The organism is Amycolatopsis sp. NPDC043889 (assembly GCF_056435645.1).
Map to the genome: position 1 here is coordinate 278,551 of NZ_JBWKEC010000007.1, position 15,272 is coordinate 293,822.

Consider the following 15,272-nt stretch of genomic DNA (forward strand, 5'->3'; position numbering starts at 1 on the left):
GGTGGGAGCCCGCACCGCCCACGGGTTTCCTACGCGCGTGCGAACGAAAGTGTCTCGCCCTCGACACCTCGCAGCCAAAGGTCCTGGGCGGCTTCGGCCATTTCCGCCAGTCCCTCTTCGATCGTCGCGAACACGTTGCCGGGTACCCAGCCCGCGTCGCCGTTGATCAGCAGATTGTTGCGGCCGTAGAAGATCGCGAGGTCCGTCGCGCCCTGGTCGCTGTGCGCCTCGCTGCCCTCGTCGTAGCCGTACGCCGGGTTGCCGATCTCCCACGCCTCGAACCCGAAGTACACGACATCCCCCGGAATCGGGGTCACCGTGGGGTTTTCGCGGCCCGGCTTCGGTTCGGCGAAGGGCGGTACGAGCGTGTAGACCTCGTTGCGCGCGTACTTCGCGTGGTACGCCGAACCGCTCTGCGGCAACGCGTCCCAGACGGCGCGGCAGGTCCGCGGGGCTTCGGCGTCGAGCAGCCGGGCCCGGCAGGACACTCCGCGCTTGTCGAGCGTGATCGTGATGTAGCGGGCCATCACTCGCCCCCCGCCACCACGTCGCCCCAGATGCGCAGTGCCTCGTCGACCTGTGCTGAGTCGACGATCAGCGGCGGCACCATCCGGACGACGTTCATGTACGCCCCGCAAGTCAGCAGCAGCAAGCCGTTGGAGGACGCGGCTTTCTGGGCCGCCTGGGCCTTCGCGGTGTCCGGCTCGCCGTCCGGCGTGGTGAACTCGGAACCGACCAGCAGCCCCAGCCCTCGGACATCACCGATCGACGCTGATTTGTCCGCGATCACCCGCACGCCTTCCAGGAGCTGGCGTCCTCGTTCGGCGGCGTTCTCGACCAGGCCCTCCTGCTGGATCACCTCGAGCGTGGCGATCGCCGCCGCGCAGGCCACCGCGTTGCCGCCGTAGGTCCCGCCCTGGGAGCCGGGGAGCGCCTTCGCCATCAGCTCTTCCGACGCGGCGATACCCGAGATCGGGAACCCGCTCGCGAGCCCTTTCGCGATGAGCACGATGTCCGGGCGCACCCCGAAGTGCTCGTGTCCCCAGAACCGGCCGGTCCGGCCGAAGCCGGTCTGGATCTCGTCCATCACCAGCAGGATCCCGTGCTTGTCCGCGCGTTCCCGCAGTCCGGCCAGGAACTCGGTGTTCGCCGGGACGTACCCGCCCTCGCCGAGCACCGGCTCGATGAAGAACGCGGCCGTTTCGTTCGGCGCGCAGACCGTCGCGAAGAGGTAGTCGAGCTCGCGCAGCGCGAACTTCGTCGCCGTCTCCTCGTCCCAGCCGTAGTGGAACGCGTAGGGGAAGGGCGCGACGTGCACGCCGGACATGAGCGGCGAGATCCCGGCGCTGAACCGGGTGCCCGACGTCGTCATCGTCGCCGCCGCGACGGTCCGGCCGTGGAACCCGCCCTGGAAGACGATGACGTTGGGCCGCTTCGTGGCCTGCCGCGACAACCGCAGTGCCGCCTCGACCGCCTCGCTGCCCGAGTTCGCGTAGAAGAGGGAATCCAGGCCTTCCGGGAGGACACCGCCCAGTTTCTCGGTCAGCTCCAGCATCGGCTTGTGCATGACCGTCGTGTACTGCCCGTGGACGAGTTTGCCGATCTGTTCCCGCGCCGCGCTCACCACGTGCGGGTGACAGTGGCCGGTGCTGGTCACGCCGATACCGGCGGTGAAATCCAGGTGACGTTTGCCATCGGTGCCGTAGAGGTAAACCCCCTCACCGTGGTCGACCACGACCGGCGTTGCCTGCTTGAGCAGCGGTGATAGCTGGGCCATGGGCTGCGCTCCTAGGTCGGCTGAGCTGTTGTCGATTGTTGACAATATCCATAGCATGGCGTTCGGGACAACATGGAGGAGCGTTGGGATGAGCTCGATCAGTGAGGCCGGCGTCGTCACGTCGGTCGGCAAGGAACTGTTCATCGGCGGCAAGTGGGTACCCGCCACGGACGGGAAGACCTTCCCCGTTTTCGACCCCTCGACAGGCGAAGCCCTGTGCGAGGTGGCCGACGCGTCACCGGCGGACGGTGTCAGCGCACTCGACGCGGCCGTCGCCGCACAGGCCGACTGGGCGAACGTCGCCCCGCGCGAACGCGGGGAAATCCTGCGCCGCGCCTACGAGCTGCTGATCAAGCGCGCCGACGAACTCGCGCTGCTGATGACCCTCGAGATGGGCAAACCGCTCGCGGAGTCGAAGGGCGAGATCACCTACGCCGCCGAGTTCTTCCGCTGGTTCGCGGAGGAGGCCGTCCGGATCGACGGAGGTTATGCCGTCGCTCCCAACGGGTCTGGCCGGTTCCTCGTGACGAAGCAGCCCGTCGGGCCGTGTCTGCTGATCACGCCCTGGAACTTCCCCATGGCGATGGGCACCCGCAAGATCGGACCCGCGGTCGCGGCAGGCTGCACGATGGTCATCAAACCCGCTGCTCAAACCCCCCTTTCGATGTTGGCCCTCGCGGCGATCCTCGCCGAAGCGGGGCTGCCGGAAGGTGTGCTGAACGTGCTCACGACGTCGGACTCCGGCGGCGTGATGGAGCCGTTGATCCGCGATGGCCGCGCGCGGAAGCTGTCCTTCACCGGCTCGACCGGCGTCGGACGGAAGCTGCTGGAACAGTGCGCGGACAAGGTGCTCCGCACTTCGATGGAACTCGGCGGCAACGCCCCCTTCCTCGTCTTCGAAGATGCCGACCTCGACGCGGCGATCGAAGGCGCGATGACCGCGAAGATGCGCAACATCGGCGAAGCCTGCACGGCCGCGAACCGCTTCTATGTCCAGCGCGGCGTCGTCGACGAGTTCTCCCGGCGCCTCACCGAGCGCATGGAGGCCTTGCCGATGGGGCGCGGCACCGAGGAGGGTGTCGTCGTCGGCCCCCTCATCGACAAAGCCGCCGTCGAGAAGGTCAGTGGCCTGGTCTCCGATGCCACCGAGCGAGGAGCGCGCGTCCTCACCGGAGGATCCACAGTCGACGGTCCGGGTAACTTCTACCAGGCCACGGTGCTGACCGACGTGCCCAAGGACGCCAGGCTCGCTTCGGAAGAGATCTTCGGACCGGTCGCCCCGATCACTCCATTCGACAGCGAGGACGAGGCCATCGCTGCGGCGAACGACACCGAATTCGGTCTCGTGTCCTATGTGTACACCTCCGATCTCAAGCGGGCACTGCGGGTGTCGGAACGGCTGGAAGCCGGCATGATCGGCCTCAACCAGGGACTGGTTTCGAACCCGGCGGCGCCGTTCGGCGGGATCAAGCAGTCTGGGCTCGGCCGTGAGGGCGGCAGCGTCGGCATCGACGAGTTCCTCGAGACCAAGTACATCGCGGTGGCTCTGTGACTTCCTATCGCATTGCGAGCATTCCCGGCGACGGGATCGGCGTGGACGTGACGGTCGAGGCCCGCAAGGTCCTCGACCGCGCGGCGGCATCGCATGGTTTCTCCTTGTCCTGGACGGAGTTCGACTGGAGTTGTGAGCGGTACACCAAAACCGGCTCGATGATGCCCGCCGACGGGATCGAGCGGCTTTCCGCTTTCGACGGGATCTTTCTCGGCGCCGTCGGCTTTCCCGGCGTCCCGGACCATGTGTCGTTGTGGGGTCTCCTCATTCCGGTCCGGCGCGCGTTCAGCCAGTACGTCAACCTCCGGCCGGTCCGGCTGCTGCCGGGGACGACGTCGGCTCTGGCGGGCCGCGGTGCCGACGAACTGGAGATGGTGATCGTCCGGGAGAACTCCGAGGGCGAGTACTCGGAGCTCGGCGGCAGGCACAATCGTGGGCTGGGGAACGAGTTCGTCTTACAGGAATCCGTGTTCACGCGGGTCGGGGTGGAGCGGATCATCCGCTACGCCTTCGAGCTGGCGAAGACGCGCACAGGGCGGGTCTGTTCGGCGACCAAGTCCAACGGGCTCATTCACTCGATGCCTTTCTGGGACGAGATCTTCGCCGAAATCTCAGCGGAGTACCCGGACGTGCATGCCGAGCAGTGCCATGTCGACGCGCTCGCCGCGCGGATGGTGCAGGCGCCGGACCGGCTCGACGTCGTGGTGGCTTCCAATCTGTTCGGCGACATCCTGAGCGATCTGGCGGCGGCCGTGACGGGCGGGCTCGGAATGGCGCCTTCGGGCAACATCAATCCGACCGGTGAGCTCCCTTCCATGTTCGAGGCGGTGCATGGCAGCGCCCCCGACATCGCCGGACAGGGCATCGCGAATCCGGTGGCGCAGATCCTGGCGGGGGCGATGCTGCTCGACCATCTCGGGGAAACCGTCGCGGCACAAGATGTACGCGTGGCGGTGGAAAAGGTTCTCGAGGAGGGGGCCGTGCGAACCCCCGACCTCGGCGGGAAGTCCACCACCGCCGAACTCGGGTCCGCGGTGGTCGCCTCTCTATCTTGAACCATCCGCATGGTGGCGTGTCAATTCCCGGAAGTCATGAACGGTCCATTCACGTCCCTTGAGTACATGAAGGCCTCCTTCCTTGCGCCAAGCGCAAGGAAGGAGGCCTTCATGTACTCAAGGGACGTAAGTCTGTAGTCGCGTCAGGTTCCCAATGTCGCATTGGAAACGCTCAGCGTCCCCAATGCGACATTGGGAACCTGGCCGGCTCTTGATTCGCCACTTGCGCCCCTGGGGCAGCCAGATACGCCGAGATCTCAAGCATGTCGGGTGACTCGTTCGGCGCTCCCGTTGTGGCATTGGAGTCGTTGAGGGTCGCCAATGCCGCATTGGGGACGTCAAGGCCCGTGAACTCGTCTCCCTGCAAGCATTCCCTGTCCAGCACATGTCACTAGGGATCCCGAGGTAAGGCGCTGGCAGTCCGTCACGCAACCTGGCCTTGCCCCTCGGCGAATTTCTCGAGAAAAGGCGTAAATGTTGCCCTGAAAGGGAATCTGGGTGCGAGATTCGCCATCGAAGGACCGTTCGCCGCCTGCCTGGCAGCCGGGGCTGTGAGTTTTTGTCGGTGCCCCGGTGCACAGTGCCGGTCATCGGATTCGACGACTGGAGGAGCGCCGATGTGCTGGCATTGCGACAACCCCGGGAAGACTCGCGACGACTACCTCGTCGAGGAGGTCCGTCCGCTGATCCGGAAGTACGGCTGGATGGTGCAGACGGTCGAGCGCGGAAGTGTCCAACCGGGCTTCGCGTACACGGTCGGGCTCACCGACGCCGGGCTGCCCGAACTCGTCGTCACCGGCTTGAGAGAACGAAGATCCGGCCAGCTGCTGAACTATTTCGCCCAGCAGGTGGTCCGATCGGGGCCGCCTGAGGCGGGTGAGGTGCTGCCCGCCGCGGTGGGATGGCCGTCGTTCGAGATCGTTCCGCTCAGTTCGCCGCCGGCGCATCTGCTCACCGCCGTTCTCCTGTACGGCGAAGAATTCCGTGCGCTGCAACTGGTCTACGAGGACGAGCACGGCAAGTGGCCATGGGACAGGGATTTCCGCGGCGGGACGGGCGGTCAGCCGGTGCTGGGGGTGCGGGGCCGTGGCTGAATCCCTAAGGCACCGCGGGAGCTTCGCCTTCCCGCAGGCTGGTTCCCGGGGCGAGCCGTTGGACGGCGTCCTCCATATGTGCTTCCAGCAGCGACAGCGCGGTCTCTTCGTCGCCGGCCCGCAGGGCTTCGATGATCCTGGTGTGCTCGGTGACCCGTTCCTCGACCTGCTGATAGGTCGCCTGCAGCGCGGTGAGGCACATCCGGGTCTCGATCAGCAGGGTCCGGGCCATGCGCACGAGCCGTTTGCTGCCGGAAGCGGCGATCAGCGCCTCGTGGAAACGGAGGTCCGCCCAGGAGAGCGCGGTCGGGTCGTCGTCGTCCGCGGCGGTGGCCATGGCGCGTACGGCCTCTTCGAGCTCGGTGGCGACCCGTTCACGGTCCCCGCGCAGCGCTCGCAGCATCGCGGCGCGCTCGATGGCCGAGCGCGCCGAGTAGATGTCGTAGACGTCGCCGGGCTCGAGGTCGATCACGAACAGGCCGCGGTGGCGCTCGCTGCGCAGGAGCCCTTCGGAAACGAGGTGCTGCATCGCCTCGCGCAGCGGCCCCCGCGAAACCTGGAACCGGGAGGCCAGATCCGTTTCACCGAGCTGGGTGCCGGGAGGGAGGGCGCCGGTCATGATCGCGTCCCGCAACTGCCGCGCGATGATCCCGGCGGTCGACTCCCGGCTGACCGGCTCGATATCCGGCAAGGACATGGTTCAGTTGCCCCTCTTTCCGAACAGTGCGCCCAAGGTGCGGACGAGCGGGGACTTCCCGGTGAGCCGCAGACCTTCCCAGACGGTGACCTGATTGGCGGTCAGCACCGGCTTGCCGAGCCTGGTTTCGAGCGTGTTGATCTCGCCGAGCGTCCGCATGGCGGTGTCGGGGACGAGCAGCGCGTCGGCGGCCGGGTGGTCCCGGCTCACCGCGAGCTCGACGACGGCTTCCGGACTGAGTTCGCCGACCTCGGCCGCGGTGTCGATGTCCGCGCTGCCCATCGACACCACTTCGACCCCGCCCGCGCCGAGGAACTCGACGAACAGCCGGGCGACGTCGTCCGGATAGCTGGCGGCGACCGCGACCCGCCGGACGCCGAGGGCCCTCGCGGCGTTGACGAAGGCGAAGGAGGTGCTCGACGCCGGGACACCGGCGACGGCGGCCAGCCGGTCGGCCTGTTCGCGGGCGCCTTCCCAGCCGTAGACGAAGCTGCCGCTGGTGCATGCCCACACCACCGCGTCGGGTTCGTGTTTGGCCAGGAGCGCGGCGCCGTCGGCGAGCCGGCTTTCGCTGCCGAGGTCCAAGAGCTCCGGCACGGCGTGCAGATCGGTTCCGTAGATGTGCTCGACCGGCAGCTTGATCCCGGCCATGTCCCCGCCGAGGAGCTGTTCCGCGAGCGGGTAGTCGTCTTCGGCCGCGTGATCGGGGTAGATGAATCCGATGGTGGTCGTCTCGGACGGCGGCTCGGGCGGGGCGAACGGCGTGATGGGCACGGAACCTCCGGAGGGCAGATTGTCGACAATCGTAGGCGAAGAGATCAGTCGACCTCCCGGAGCCACTTGCCGGGCCCGACGATCGGCAGGTTCATCCGCCGGAGGCAGGCCCACATGGTGAGCTGATTCGCGGTGAGGACCGGTTTGCCGAGCGCGCTTTCGAGTGGCTCGATCAGATCGTAGGTGGGGAGGTTGGTGCAGCTGACGAAGATGGCTTCGGCGTCGGCGTGGTCGGCGGCGAGGATGCGTTCGGCGATGGTCCGGTAGCTGACCTTCCAGATGCCGCCACCCAGGCCGAGATGGTCGCTCGAGACGGTGCGGACCCCGAGTTCGGACAGGAAGTCGTGCAGCTTCCCGGTCAGGTCGCCGTCGTAGGGCGTGAGCACCGAGACCCGGTGGAGGTCGAGCTGGTGCAGGACCTCCGCCAGCGCTCCGGACGTGGTGACGGCGTCCGTCGCGCCCGCGTCGCAGATCGCCTTGGTCAGCGAGCGTTCGTAGTCCACACCGTTGACGAAACTGCCGGAGGTGCACAGATAGGCGACGACTTCGGGCTCGACGTGGAGCACGTCCCGCGTGGCGGCGGCGAGATGCCTGCTGTCGCTGACGAGCTGGGCCATCTCCATGCTGACGGGCACGGGCTCGTACGGCGTCCGCGCCAGATGGAGGGAGACCTCCATGGGCACCCAGCGCCACAACTCACGTTCCAGAGCGAGGTCGAAGGGGGCGATCACACCGATGCCGCGCTGCGCCAACGGGCCTTCGAACTCCAATAAGTCGAAATCCAAGTCTCAGCCTCCGGAAAGCTTCTGTTGTCACAGGTCCGGTGCTCCGGGGGTCGTTCCTCGGATTGTTGACAATCATACGAGCCACTTTTACGGTGTCAACGTGATCTCCTCAGTGGCCCCTGTGCTGGCGGTGCTCTGCGGAGACACGCGCCCACCGGACATGCGCGCTATCGAAGACCGAGCGGTGGTTCGTTACACCGGCGAGGCCGGGTTGGCCGACGCGTTGTCCGGCGCCGACGCGTTCTTCGTCTACGACTTCCTTTCGACCGCGGTTCCGGGGGCCTGGCACGCGGCCGACAAGCTGCGCTGGCTGCATATCGCCAGCGCGGGCGTCGACCCGGTCCTCTTCCCTGCGCTGCAGGAGAGCGACGTCGTGCTCACCAACTCCCGAGGCGTTTTCGACGGGGCCATAGCCGAGTACGTCCTCGGAGTCGTTCTCGCGTTCGCCAAGGATTTCGTCCGCTCGTGGGACCTGCAGCGGCAGAAGCAGTGGAAGCACCGGGAGAGTGAGCGGATCTCCGGCCGCCAGGTCCTCGTGGTCGGAACCGGGCCGATCGGCCGGTCGATCGCGCGGATGCTGCGGGCGGCCGGGATGTCGGTGGCGGGCGTCGGACGCCGTCCTCGTGAGGGCGATCCCGACTTCGGGGACGTGTACGCGTCTTCGGACCTCGCCCGTCATCTTCCCGGGGCGGACTACGTCGTCGCGGTCGCGCCACTGACCGAGCAGACGAAGGGCATGTTCGACGCCGAGACCTTCGCCGCGATGAAACCGGGAGCGCGGTTCGTCAACGTCGGCCGCGGCGAGCTGGTCGTCACTTCGGACCTGATCGGCGCACTGCGGGACGGGCGGCTCGGCGGCGCGGCGCTCGACGTCTTCGACACCGAGCCGCTGCCGTCCGACAGTCCTTTGTGGACTATGGAGAACGTTCTGATCTCGCCGCATATGTCGGGCGACTTCGTCGGCTGGCGTAATACTCTGGTAGAGGTGTTCGCGGACAACTTCCGTCGCTGGCGCGCGGGGGAGCCACTGCGCAACGTCGTGGACAAGCGGCTCGGGTACGTGCCGTCGGAGACGCTTCGCCAAGGTTAGGGGCAGGATTGAACGACACCAAGTTGACCGCGAGCGAGCTCGTCGCCGCGTACGCCACCGGAGAGCTGTCGCCGGTCGAGGCCACTCAGAACGCCTTGCGTGTCATCGAGGAACGCGACGGCGAGACCAACGCTTTCTGCCTGGTCGACGCCGACGGCGCGCTCGAACAGGCGAAGGCGTCCGAGATCCGCTGGCGGGACGGCAATCCGATCGGCTGGCTCGACGGTGTCCCGGCCTCGATCAAGGACATGTTCCTGACCCAGGGCTGGCCGACGCTGCGCGGTTCGCGGTGCATCGACCCCGACCAGCCGTGGGACGTCGACAGCCCGGTCACCGCGCGGCTGCGTGAGAACGGCTTGGTACTGCTGGGAAAGACCACGACGCCGGAACTGGCGTGGAAGGGCGTCACCGACAACCCGCTGACCGGGATCACCCGCAACCCGATCGACCCGTCGACGACGGCGGGAGGGTCCAGCGGGGGCAGTGCCGCGGCCGTCGCGGCGGGGATGGGTGAGCTCTCCGTCGGCACCGATGGCGGCGGCTCGATCCGGATCCCGGCTTCGTTCTGCGGAATCGTCGGGCTCAAACCGACACACGGCCGGATCCCGCTGTTCCCGGCGAGCCCGTTCGGCCCGCTCTCGCACGCCGGACCGATGGCGCGTTCGGTCGACGACACGGCGCTGCTCCTCGACGTCCTCGCCCTGCCCGATCATCGAGACCCGGCCGCGCTCGCCCCACCGGTTTCGACCTATCGCGAGGCCGTCCGCCGGGACGTGCGCGGGCTGATCGCCGCCTACTCGCCGACGCTCGGCTACGTCGACGTCGACCCGGAGGTCGCGGAAATCGTCAAGTCGGCGGTCCGGTCGCTGGGCGACGCGGGCCTGCACATCGAAGAGACCGATCCCGGTTTCACCGACCCCAAACCGGCCTTCGACATCCTGTGGTCGACGGGGGCGGCCAAGTGGCTGGACACCTTCCCCGCCGGTTCGGAGACGAAGGTCGATCCCGGCCTGCGGAAGGTGTGGGAACTCGGCAAGACCTTCTCGGCGAGCGACTATCTCGGCGCCAACGCCGAGCGGGCCGCGCTGGGCATCCTGATGGGCGAGTTCCACACGCGCTACGACGTGCTGATCACGCCGACCCTCCCGATTCCCGCCTTCGAAGCCGGGCACGAGGTCCCCCCGGGCAGCGGGCTGAGCGGCTGGCCGGACTGGACGCCGTTCACCTACCCGTTCAACATGACCCAGCAGCCCGCGATCAGCGTGCCGGCGGGCCGCACCTCCAGCGGCCTGCCGGTCGGGTTGCAGATCGTCGGCCCGCGGCACTCCGACGACCTGGTGCTCGCGGTCGCGAAGCTCCTCGAGGAGGTCCGTCCCTGGCCGTGACCTGCGGAAAGGGAGCAAGGGACCTTTGCTACCACTTGGGCGTCAGGGCTGCGCGGCGTGCGACTTCCGGACGAGCCCGCGCACCTGGCCGCTGCACAGCGCGAGACCGGTGGCGGCCACGACCAGCGCGGCGCACGCGAGCAGAGTCGTGCTGACCCCGAAGTGCTGCGCGGCGGGCCCGGCCGCCATCTGCCCGAGGGGCAGGGCGATGAAGGAACCGAGCATGTCGTAGGAGTAGACGCGCGCGAGTTTGTCCTCGGGCACGTTCTCCTGCAGCGAGACGTCCCACGCGACCACGAACTGCTCGATCGCCAGCCCGGAGACGAACATGGCCGCCAGCAGCAGCGGAAGCAAGGGTGCCTGGCCGAGCAGGATCAGTGGTGGCGCTTCGAAGAGGATCACCGCGACGCCGACGAACAGCGCGCGCCGCGGCTGCCATCGGGCCACGAGGATCCCGCCGACGAGCGAGCCGATCGTCTGCGCGGCGAGGGCGAATCCCCAGCCGGAGCGCCCGAAGGTGCTGTCGGCGACGACGGGGCCGAGCACCGCGATCCCGCCGGCGATGACGGCGTTCACCACCATGAACTGCACGACCACCACCCACACCCAGGTGCGCGACCGGAACTCGTGCCAGCCTTCGACGAGTTCCGCCAGCGGGCGGCTGCCGGGGACCCGTTCCCGGCGGCTGAGGCGGATGCATCGGTAGGACAGGGCGGAGCCCAGGAACAGCAGCGCGTTCCCGGCGAGCGCCCAGCCGGGGCCGACCGCGGTGACCAGGATGCCGCCGAGCCCGGCGCCGGCGATCCGGCCGGAGTTCGAGAGCAATCTGGCCAGCGCGTTGGCCTGCGCGAGGAGGGTGGCGGGCACCGTCAGCGGGGTGAGCGACGCCGACGCGGGGGCGGAGATCGCGGCCACCGCGCCGTTGACCACGCTCAGGCCGACCAGCAGCGGGATCGAAGCGAATCCACAAAGGACACTCGCCGCGATGACCGCCTGGGTCAGGGTGGCGGCGACTTCGGTGCCTTGCAGGATCACCGACCGCGGTAGCCGGTCGGCCAGAACGCCGCCGAACAGCAGCAAGACGACGCTGGCCACGGACCGCGCGCCGACGACGATGCCGATGTCGACGGCCGAACCGGTCAGGTCGATCACCGCGAAGGCGAGCGCGAGCGGGGCGACGGCGTTGCCGAACTCCCCGAACGTGCGGCCGGCGATCAGCCAGCGGAAGTTGTGCCGGCGCAATGGTTCGCGCAGGGACGTCACCGTCGCCTCATTTCGAACAGCGAGACCGTCGCGCTGACCGGGATCGTGCCCCGGGTCCGGGGCGGCTTCGCGGCGGAGTGCAGAAGGTCGCTCAGTTCGCGAGCGTGTTCGAGTGCCTTCTCCCACGTCTCGCGGTCGACCCACATCTCCGCGTCGCTCGTCGATCCCTGCTTGCCGGGAACGCGGAATTCGCTGCGGCGCTTGAGTTCTTCGGCCATCGTCGCGATGAGAAGCTGTTCCTCCCCCGGATTCGCCGACGTGAACCGCGATCCGGACTCCGGATCGTGCCGGTAGCGTTTCGCCAGGCCGCCCCGGATCCGGACCTCCTCGGCGACGTCCAGCAGGCCGGCCTCGTGCAACCGCCGCAGGTGGTAGCTGACATTCGCTTGTGTCTCACCGAGTTCGCGGGCGGCTTCGGCCGCGCTCATCGCGACACCGGTCAAAAGCGACAGAATGCGCAGCCGCACGGGATGGGCGAGGACACGCAAGCCGTCGAGGCCGGGGGGCTCGGACATGGGACGAGTATCGACTGCCGGGACGCGAACCGTCAAACAGTTATTTGGGGGTATCGTTGGCCGGGAGATCCGATGCGGTGATCCGATGTCTGTGCTCTGCTGGAGACATGCGTACGGCGACATTGGGCAGGAGCGGTCTCGAGGTGTCGAGGATCGCTTTCGGCACCTGGCAACTCGGCGGGGACTGGGGTTCGTTCGACGAGGACACGGCGATCGCGGCGATCCACCACGCCCGCGAACTCGGGGTGAACTTCTTCGACACCGCACAGGCCTACGGTTTCGGGAAATCCGAAGCGATGCTGGGGAAGGCGCTGCGTGAGGAACTCAAGCGCGACCGCGACAACCTCGTCATCGCCACGAAGGGCGGTATCAAGCCGCGTTCCGAACGGCCGCGCGACTCGCGGCGCGAGTGGCTGTCACAGGGCATCGAGGACAGCCTCCGTTTCCTCGACGTCGACCACATCGACCTCTACCAGATCCACTGGCCCGATCCCGACGCTCCCGCCGAGGAGACTGCGGGGATCCTGCAGGAGTTCGTCGACGCCGGGAAGATCCGGCACGTCGGTGTCTCGAACTACGACGCCGCGGGGCTGGCCGCCTTCGACAAGACCCGGCCCGTGGAAACCCTGCAGCCGCCTTATCACCTGTTCCGCCGCGACATCGAAACCGATCCTCTCCCGTACGCGCGTGAGCACGACATCGGCGTGCTCGTGTACAGCCCGCTGGGCAGCGGACTGCTGACCGGGTCCTTCACGCCGGAGACGACGTTCGAGAAGACCGACTGGCGTTCACGGTCGTCGGCGTTCACCGGCGAGACCTTCCGGCGCACTCTCGCCGTCGTCGACCGGCTCAAGGAATTCGCGGCGGACAAAGGAATCTCCGTCAGTCAGCTCGCGATCGCCTGGACGCTCGCCCAGCCGGGCGTGCACGTCGCGATCGTGGGCGCGCGGAAGGCGGCCAACATCGAGGCCAGTCTCGCCGCCGCGGACATCGATCTGGCCACCGACGAACTCGCGGAGATCGATCGGCTCACCGCCGACGCCGTTCCCGTGTCCGGCGCGAGCCCCGAAGGGGTCGCCTAAAGCTTGAACTCGGTACCGTCCAAGGGAAGCGATGCGCCGCCGTCCAGTACGGCGGCGTGTTCGGGCGACGCGGGATCGATCACCGGGTTCGTGTTGTTCAGGTGTGTGTACGCCCACCGCGGGCCGGGCCGGAGCTTCGCGAGACTGCCGGTGATCGGCAGATGCCCCATCGCCAGCTGGGCGCCGTCGCCGACCTCGGCCGCGGTGGCGCCCGACATCTCGTCCGGCGCGTAGAAGGTCCCGTCCAGCAGTATCAGCCCTGCATCGCGGGTGAAGTCGTCGAATCCGTCCGGCCAGCTCTTAAGACAAGGCGCGTACACGAAAACGCCGCCGGTCACGACGTCTTCGATCCGATACGCCACCACCCAAGGACCGTCCTCTGTGGACGAACGTGCGTACTTCGGCCGCTTGTCGCTCACGGGAAGCATGCTCACCCGCAGCCCGTCGATGGCGACCCTCGACGACGGCAGCCAGTCCCAGCCGCCGTACCCGTCGATGATCGACCGCGCGGGGAAGTGCTCGGACAAGGCGCCGAGCACGGCGTCCGGTGCCCACACGGGCAGACCGCCCGCTTCCCGCAGGAGAAGCAAGCCGAGTGAATGATCGAGTTCGGCGTCGGTCAGCAGCACCCCGCGCAACGGGATCTCCCTCGGCCCCGGCCCGGCGCGCAACGGTGGTGTGGCGAGGATCTGCGCGCGGATGTCCGGCGAAACGTTGAGCAGGTACCAGCCTTCGTCGTCCGCGCTCACCGCCACACAGTCCTGCGTCCGCGGCGGCGCGTCCGAAACGCACAGGGCGCAGGCGCAGTTCCACTGAGGGAATCCGCCGCCCGCCGCGGTGCCGAGCAAGATCACCCTCATCGCGGCGTCCGCATCACGAGCTCGTCCGTTTTCGCCTGCGTGGCGAGGATGAGGTCGACGACCTCCCGATGCGGCGAACGCGAGCACACCGGATCCGTCGCCGAGGCGTCACCGGTGAGTTGGAACGCTTGGCACCGGCAGCCGCCGAAGTCGATCGTGCGCCGATCACAGGTGCGGCAGGTGTCGGGCATCCAGTCCTCGCCGCGATAGGCGTTGAAGGAAGCGGATTCGTACCAGATCCAGGCCAGCTGCCTGTCCCGCACGTTGTCGAATTCCAGCGTCTCGATCGCTGTCGACGCGGGGCACGGCAGCACGGTCCCGTCGGGCGCCACGGTCAATTGCCGCGCGCCCCAGCCGTACATGCACGGCTTCGGGTACTTCTCGTAGTAATCGGCGACGACATAGATGATCTCCATGCGGCCACGCAGCCGTTCGGTGGCCGCGCGCACGATCGGCTCGGCCTCCTCGAGTTGCCGCCGGGTCGGCATCAGGGCGTCACGGTTGCGCAGGGCCCAGCCGTAGTACTGCGTGTTGGCCAGTTCGAGCCGGTCCGCGCCCATCTCCTCGGCGAGGCCGATGATCCCGGCGAGCTGATCGTGGTTCCGCCGGTGCAGGACGACGTTCACCGAAAGCGGCAGCCCGGCCTTCCTGATCAGTTCGGCGGCGACGAGCTTCCGGTCGTGTGCCCGTGCTCCGGCGAGCCGGTCCGCGCGGTCGGCGGTCGCGCCTTGGACGGACAGCTGGACATGCGCGACGCCGCGCTCGGCGAGATCGTCCAATCTGGACTCCGTCAGCCCGAGCCCGGACGTCACCAGGTTGACGTAGCACCCCAGTTTCGTGGCGTGTTCGACAAGGATGGGCAGATCCGTTCTGGCGAGCGGCTCACCGCCGGACATGTGCACCTGGAGCACGCCGAGTTCCCGCGCCTGGGTGAGCACGGAAAGCCATTCCTCTGTGGACAGTTCCCCGTCGCGGGCGATCAGCTCGACCGGATTCGAGCAATACGGGCAGTGCAGCGGGCAGCGATGAGTCAGCTCGGCCAGCATGCCCAGTGGCGGCTGCGCGGTTTTCAGGTCCATTCGACGATCCGCCGTTCTCCCAGCCGGGACAGGACGTCCAGGATCTCCTCCTCGCGCACACCGGTGTAGCGTTCGCGCAACGCCGAAGCGATTCCCGTGACATCCGCGACGCCGTCGCAGAGGGAAAGCACGGCCGCGGCGGTCGGATTCGGGACGAGCACACCTTCGGGGAACAGGAGGACGTGCGTTTCCCTGGTCTGGTCATAGCTCAGCCGGACTCCGCGCCGCAGCCGCGGCACCGAGCCCGGTTCGAGGGTGGTCATC

Annotated in this window: 16 protein-coding genes; 6 read left to right on the forward strand and 10 right to left on the reverse strand. The window is 67.9% G+C overall.

Going from position 1 to position 15,272, the window contains the following annotated elements:
• Positions 1–29: 29 nt before the first annotated feature.
• Positions 30–527, reverse strand: a complete 498-nt coding sequence (locus AC0685_RS17055) for a DUF3830 family protein (protein WP_007033814.1) — start codon at positions 525–527, stop codon at positions 30–32.
• Positions 527–1,777 (reverse strand): aspartate aminotransferase family protein, encoded by a 1,251-nt coding sequence (locus AC0685_RS17060; protein WP_478226367.1) that lies wholly within the window; start codon positions 1,775–1,777, stop codon positions 527–529. The genes AC0685_RS17055 and AC0685_RS17060 overlap by 1 nt, the downstream gene beginning before the upstream one ends.
• Before the next feature lie 88 nt (positions 1,778–1,865).
• Between AC0685_RS17060 and AC0685_RS17065 the strand changes: the two genes are divergently transcribed.
• The 3 genes from AC0685_RS17065 (at position 1,866) to AC0685_RS17075 (ending at position 5,478) form a co-directional block, all read left to right on the forward strand.
• Positions 1,866–3,329 carry an NAD-dependent succinate-semialdehyde dehydrogenase gene (locus AC0685_RS17065; RefSeq protein WP_478226368.1) on the forward strand — a complete coding sequence of 488 codons (1,464 nt, stop codon included), beginning with the start codon at positions 1,866–1,868 and terminating at the stop codon, positions 3,327–3,329.
• Complete coding sequence (locus tag AC0685_RS17070) at positions 3,326–4,384, forward strand: tartrate dehydrogenase (RefSeq protein WP_478226369.1); 1,059 nt, start codon at positions 3,326–3,328, stop codon at positions 4,382–4,384. Before AC0685_RS17065 ends, AC0685_RS17070 begins: the two co-directional genes overlap by 4 nt.
• A gap of 617 nt (positions 4,385–5,001) precedes the next feature.
• Positions 5,002–5,478: a DUF4262 domain-containing protein gene (locus tag AC0685_RS17075; protein WP_478226370.1), complete on the forward strand. Its 477-nt coding sequence runs from the start codon at positions 5,002–5,004 to the stop codon at positions 5,476–5,478.
• A gap of 4 nt (positions 5,479–5,482) precedes the next feature.
• On the opposite strand, the gene AC0685_RS17080 is transcribed toward AC0685_RS17075, so the two are convergent.
• The 3 genes from AC0685_RS17080 to AC0685_RS17090 are packed head-to-tail and all read right to left on the reverse strand — an operon-like array spanning position 5,483 to position 7,734.
• Positions 5,483–6,175 (reverse strand): GntR family transcriptional regulator, encoded by a 693-nt coding sequence (locus tag AC0685_RS17080; RefSeq protein ID WP_125673879.1) that lies wholly within the window; start codon positions 6,173–6,175, stop codon positions 5,483–5,485.
• A gap of 3 nt (positions 6,176–6,178) precedes the next feature.
• Positions 6,179–6,949: a maleate cis-trans isomerase family protein gene (locus AC0685_RS17085; RefSeq protein ID WP_478226371.1), complete on the reverse strand. Its 771-nt coding sequence runs from the start codon at positions 6,947–6,949 to the stop codon at positions 6,179–6,181.
• Positions 6,950–6,993: 44 nt separating this feature from the next.
• Positions 6,994–7,734, reverse strand: coding sequence for a maleate cis-trans isomerase family protein (locus AC0685_RS17090; protein ID WP_378442929.1), 741 nt, complete (start codon positions 7,732–7,734; stop codon positions 6,994–6,996).
• Positions 7,735–7,894: 160 nt separating this feature from the next.
• On the opposite strand from AC0685_RS17090, the gene AC0685_RS17095 reads away from it, so the two are divergent.
• Positions 7,895–8,824: a D-2-hydroxyacid dehydrogenase gene (locus tag AC0685_RS17095; RefSeq protein WP_478226417.1), complete on the forward strand. Its 930-nt coding sequence runs from the start codon at positions 7,895–7,897 to the stop codon at positions 8,822–8,824.
• Positions 8,825–8,832: 8 nt separating this feature from the next.
• Positions 8,833–10,209 carry an amidase gene (locus AC0685_RS17100; protein WP_478226372.1) on the forward strand — a complete coding sequence of 459 codons (1,377 nt, stop codon included), beginning with the start codon at positions 8,833–8,835 and terminating at the stop codon, positions 10,207–10,209.
• Positions 10,210–10,251: 42 nt separating this feature from the next.
• Here AC0685_RS17100 and AC0685_RS17105 read toward each other — a convergent pair whose 3' ends face one another.
• A complete protein-coding gene (locus tag AC0685_RS17105; RefSeq protein ID WP_478226373.1) occupies positions 10,252–11,472 on the reverse strand; it encodes an MFS transporter in 1,221 nt (406 codons plus the stop codon).
• A complete protein-coding gene (locus AC0685_RS17110) occupies positions 11,469–11,987 on the reverse strand; it encodes a helix-turn-helix domain-containing protein (protein ID WP_478226374.1) in 519 nt (172 codons plus the stop codon). Before AC0685_RS17110 ends, AC0685_RS17105 begins: the two co-directional genes overlap by 4 nt.
• A 107-nt stretch (positions 11,988–12,094) precedes the next feature.
• Between AC0685_RS17110 and AC0685_RS17115 the strand changes: the two genes are divergently transcribed.
• Positions 12,095–13,069 carry an aldo/keto reductase gene (locus tag AC0685_RS17115; RefSeq protein WP_478226375.1) on the forward strand — a complete coding sequence of 325 codons (975 nt, stop codon included), beginning with the start codon at positions 12,095–12,097 and terminating at the stop codon, positions 13,067–13,069.
• Here the strand turns inward: AC0685_RS17115 and pqqB are convergent.
• Genes pqqB through pqqD form a run of 3 tightly spaced genes read right to left on the reverse strand, consistent with a single transcriptional unit; the run spans position 13,066 to position 15,271 of the window.
• Positions 13,066–13,929, reverse strand: coding sequence for a pyrroloquinoline quinone biosynthesis protein PqqB (pqqB, locus tag AC0685_RS17120; protein WP_478226376.1), 864 nt, complete (start codon positions 13,927–13,929; stop codon positions 13,066–13,068). The two genes, AC0685_RS17115 and pqqB, sit on opposite strands and share 4 nt — an antisense overlap.
• The gene (gene pqqE / locus AC0685_RS17125) at positions 13,926–15,008 is read right to left on the reverse strand and encodes a pyrroloquinoline quinone biosynthesis protein PqqE (protein ID WP_478226377.1); all 1,083 of its coding nucleotides are present in this window, start codon (positions 15,006–15,008) and stop codon (positions 13,926–13,928) included. The genes pqqB and pqqE overlap by 4 nt, the downstream gene beginning before the upstream one ends.
• The gene (pqqD, locus tag AC0685_RS17130) at positions 14,999–15,271 is read right to left on the reverse strand and encodes a pyrroloquinoline quinone biosynthesis peptide chaperone PqqD (protein ID WP_478226378.1); all 273 of its coding nucleotides are present in this window, start codon (positions 15,269–15,271) and stop codon (positions 14,999–15,001) included. Before pqqD ends, pqqE begins: the two co-directional genes overlap by 10 nt.
• Position 15,272 lies beyond the last annotated feature (1 nt).

What these genes read in the sequence shown, in the direction of transcription:
- AC0685_RS17055 (WP_007033814.1), bottom strand. Translation starts at nt 527, where the DNA reads ATGGCCCGCTACATCACGATCACGCTCGACAAGCGCGGAGTGTCCTGC.
- AC0685_RS17060 (WP_478226367.1), bottom strand. Translation starts at nt 1,777, where the DNA reads ATGGCCCAGCTATCACCGCTGCTCAAGCAGGCAACGCCGGTCGTGGTC.
- AC0685_RS17065 (WP_478226368.1), top strand. Translation starts at nt 1,866, where the DNA reads ATGAGCTCGATCAGTGAGGCCGGCGTCGTCACGTCGGTCGGCAAGGAA.
- AC0685_RS17075 (WP_478226370.1), top strand. Translation starts at nt 5,002, where the DNA reads ATGTGCTGGCATTGCGACAACCCCGGGAAGACTCGCGACGACTACCTC.
- AC0685_RS17080 (WP_125673879.1), bottom strand. Translation starts at nt 6,175, where the DNA reads ATGTCCTTGCCGGATATCGAGCCGGTCAGCCGGGAGTCGACCGCCGGG.
- AC0685_RS17095 (WP_478226417.1), top strand. Translation starts at nt 7,895, where the DNA reads ATGCGCGCTATCGAAGACCGAGCGGTGGTTCGTTACACCGGCGAGGCC.
- AC0685_RS17110 (WP_478226374.1), bottom strand. Translation starts at nt 11,987, where the DNA reads ATGTCCGAGCCCCCCGGCCTCGACGGCTTGCGTGTCCTCGCCCATCCC.
- AC0685_RS17115 (WP_478226375.1), top strand. Translation starts at nt 12,095, where the DNA reads ATGCGTACGGCGACATTGGGCAGGAGCGGTCTCGAGGTGTCGAGGATC.
- pqqB (WP_478226376.1), bottom strand. Translation starts at nt 13,929, where the DNA reads ATGAGGGTGATCTTGCTCGGCACCGCGGCGGGCGGCGGATTCCCTCAG.
- pqqE (WP_478226377.1), bottom strand. Translation starts at nt 15,008, where the DNA reads ATGGACCTGAAAACCGCGCAGCCGCCACTGGGCATGCTGGCCGAGCTG.
- pqqD (WP_478226378.1), bottom strand. Translation starts at nt 15,271, where the DNA reads ATGACCACCCTCGAACCGGGCTCGGTGCCGCGGCTGCGGCGCGGAGTC.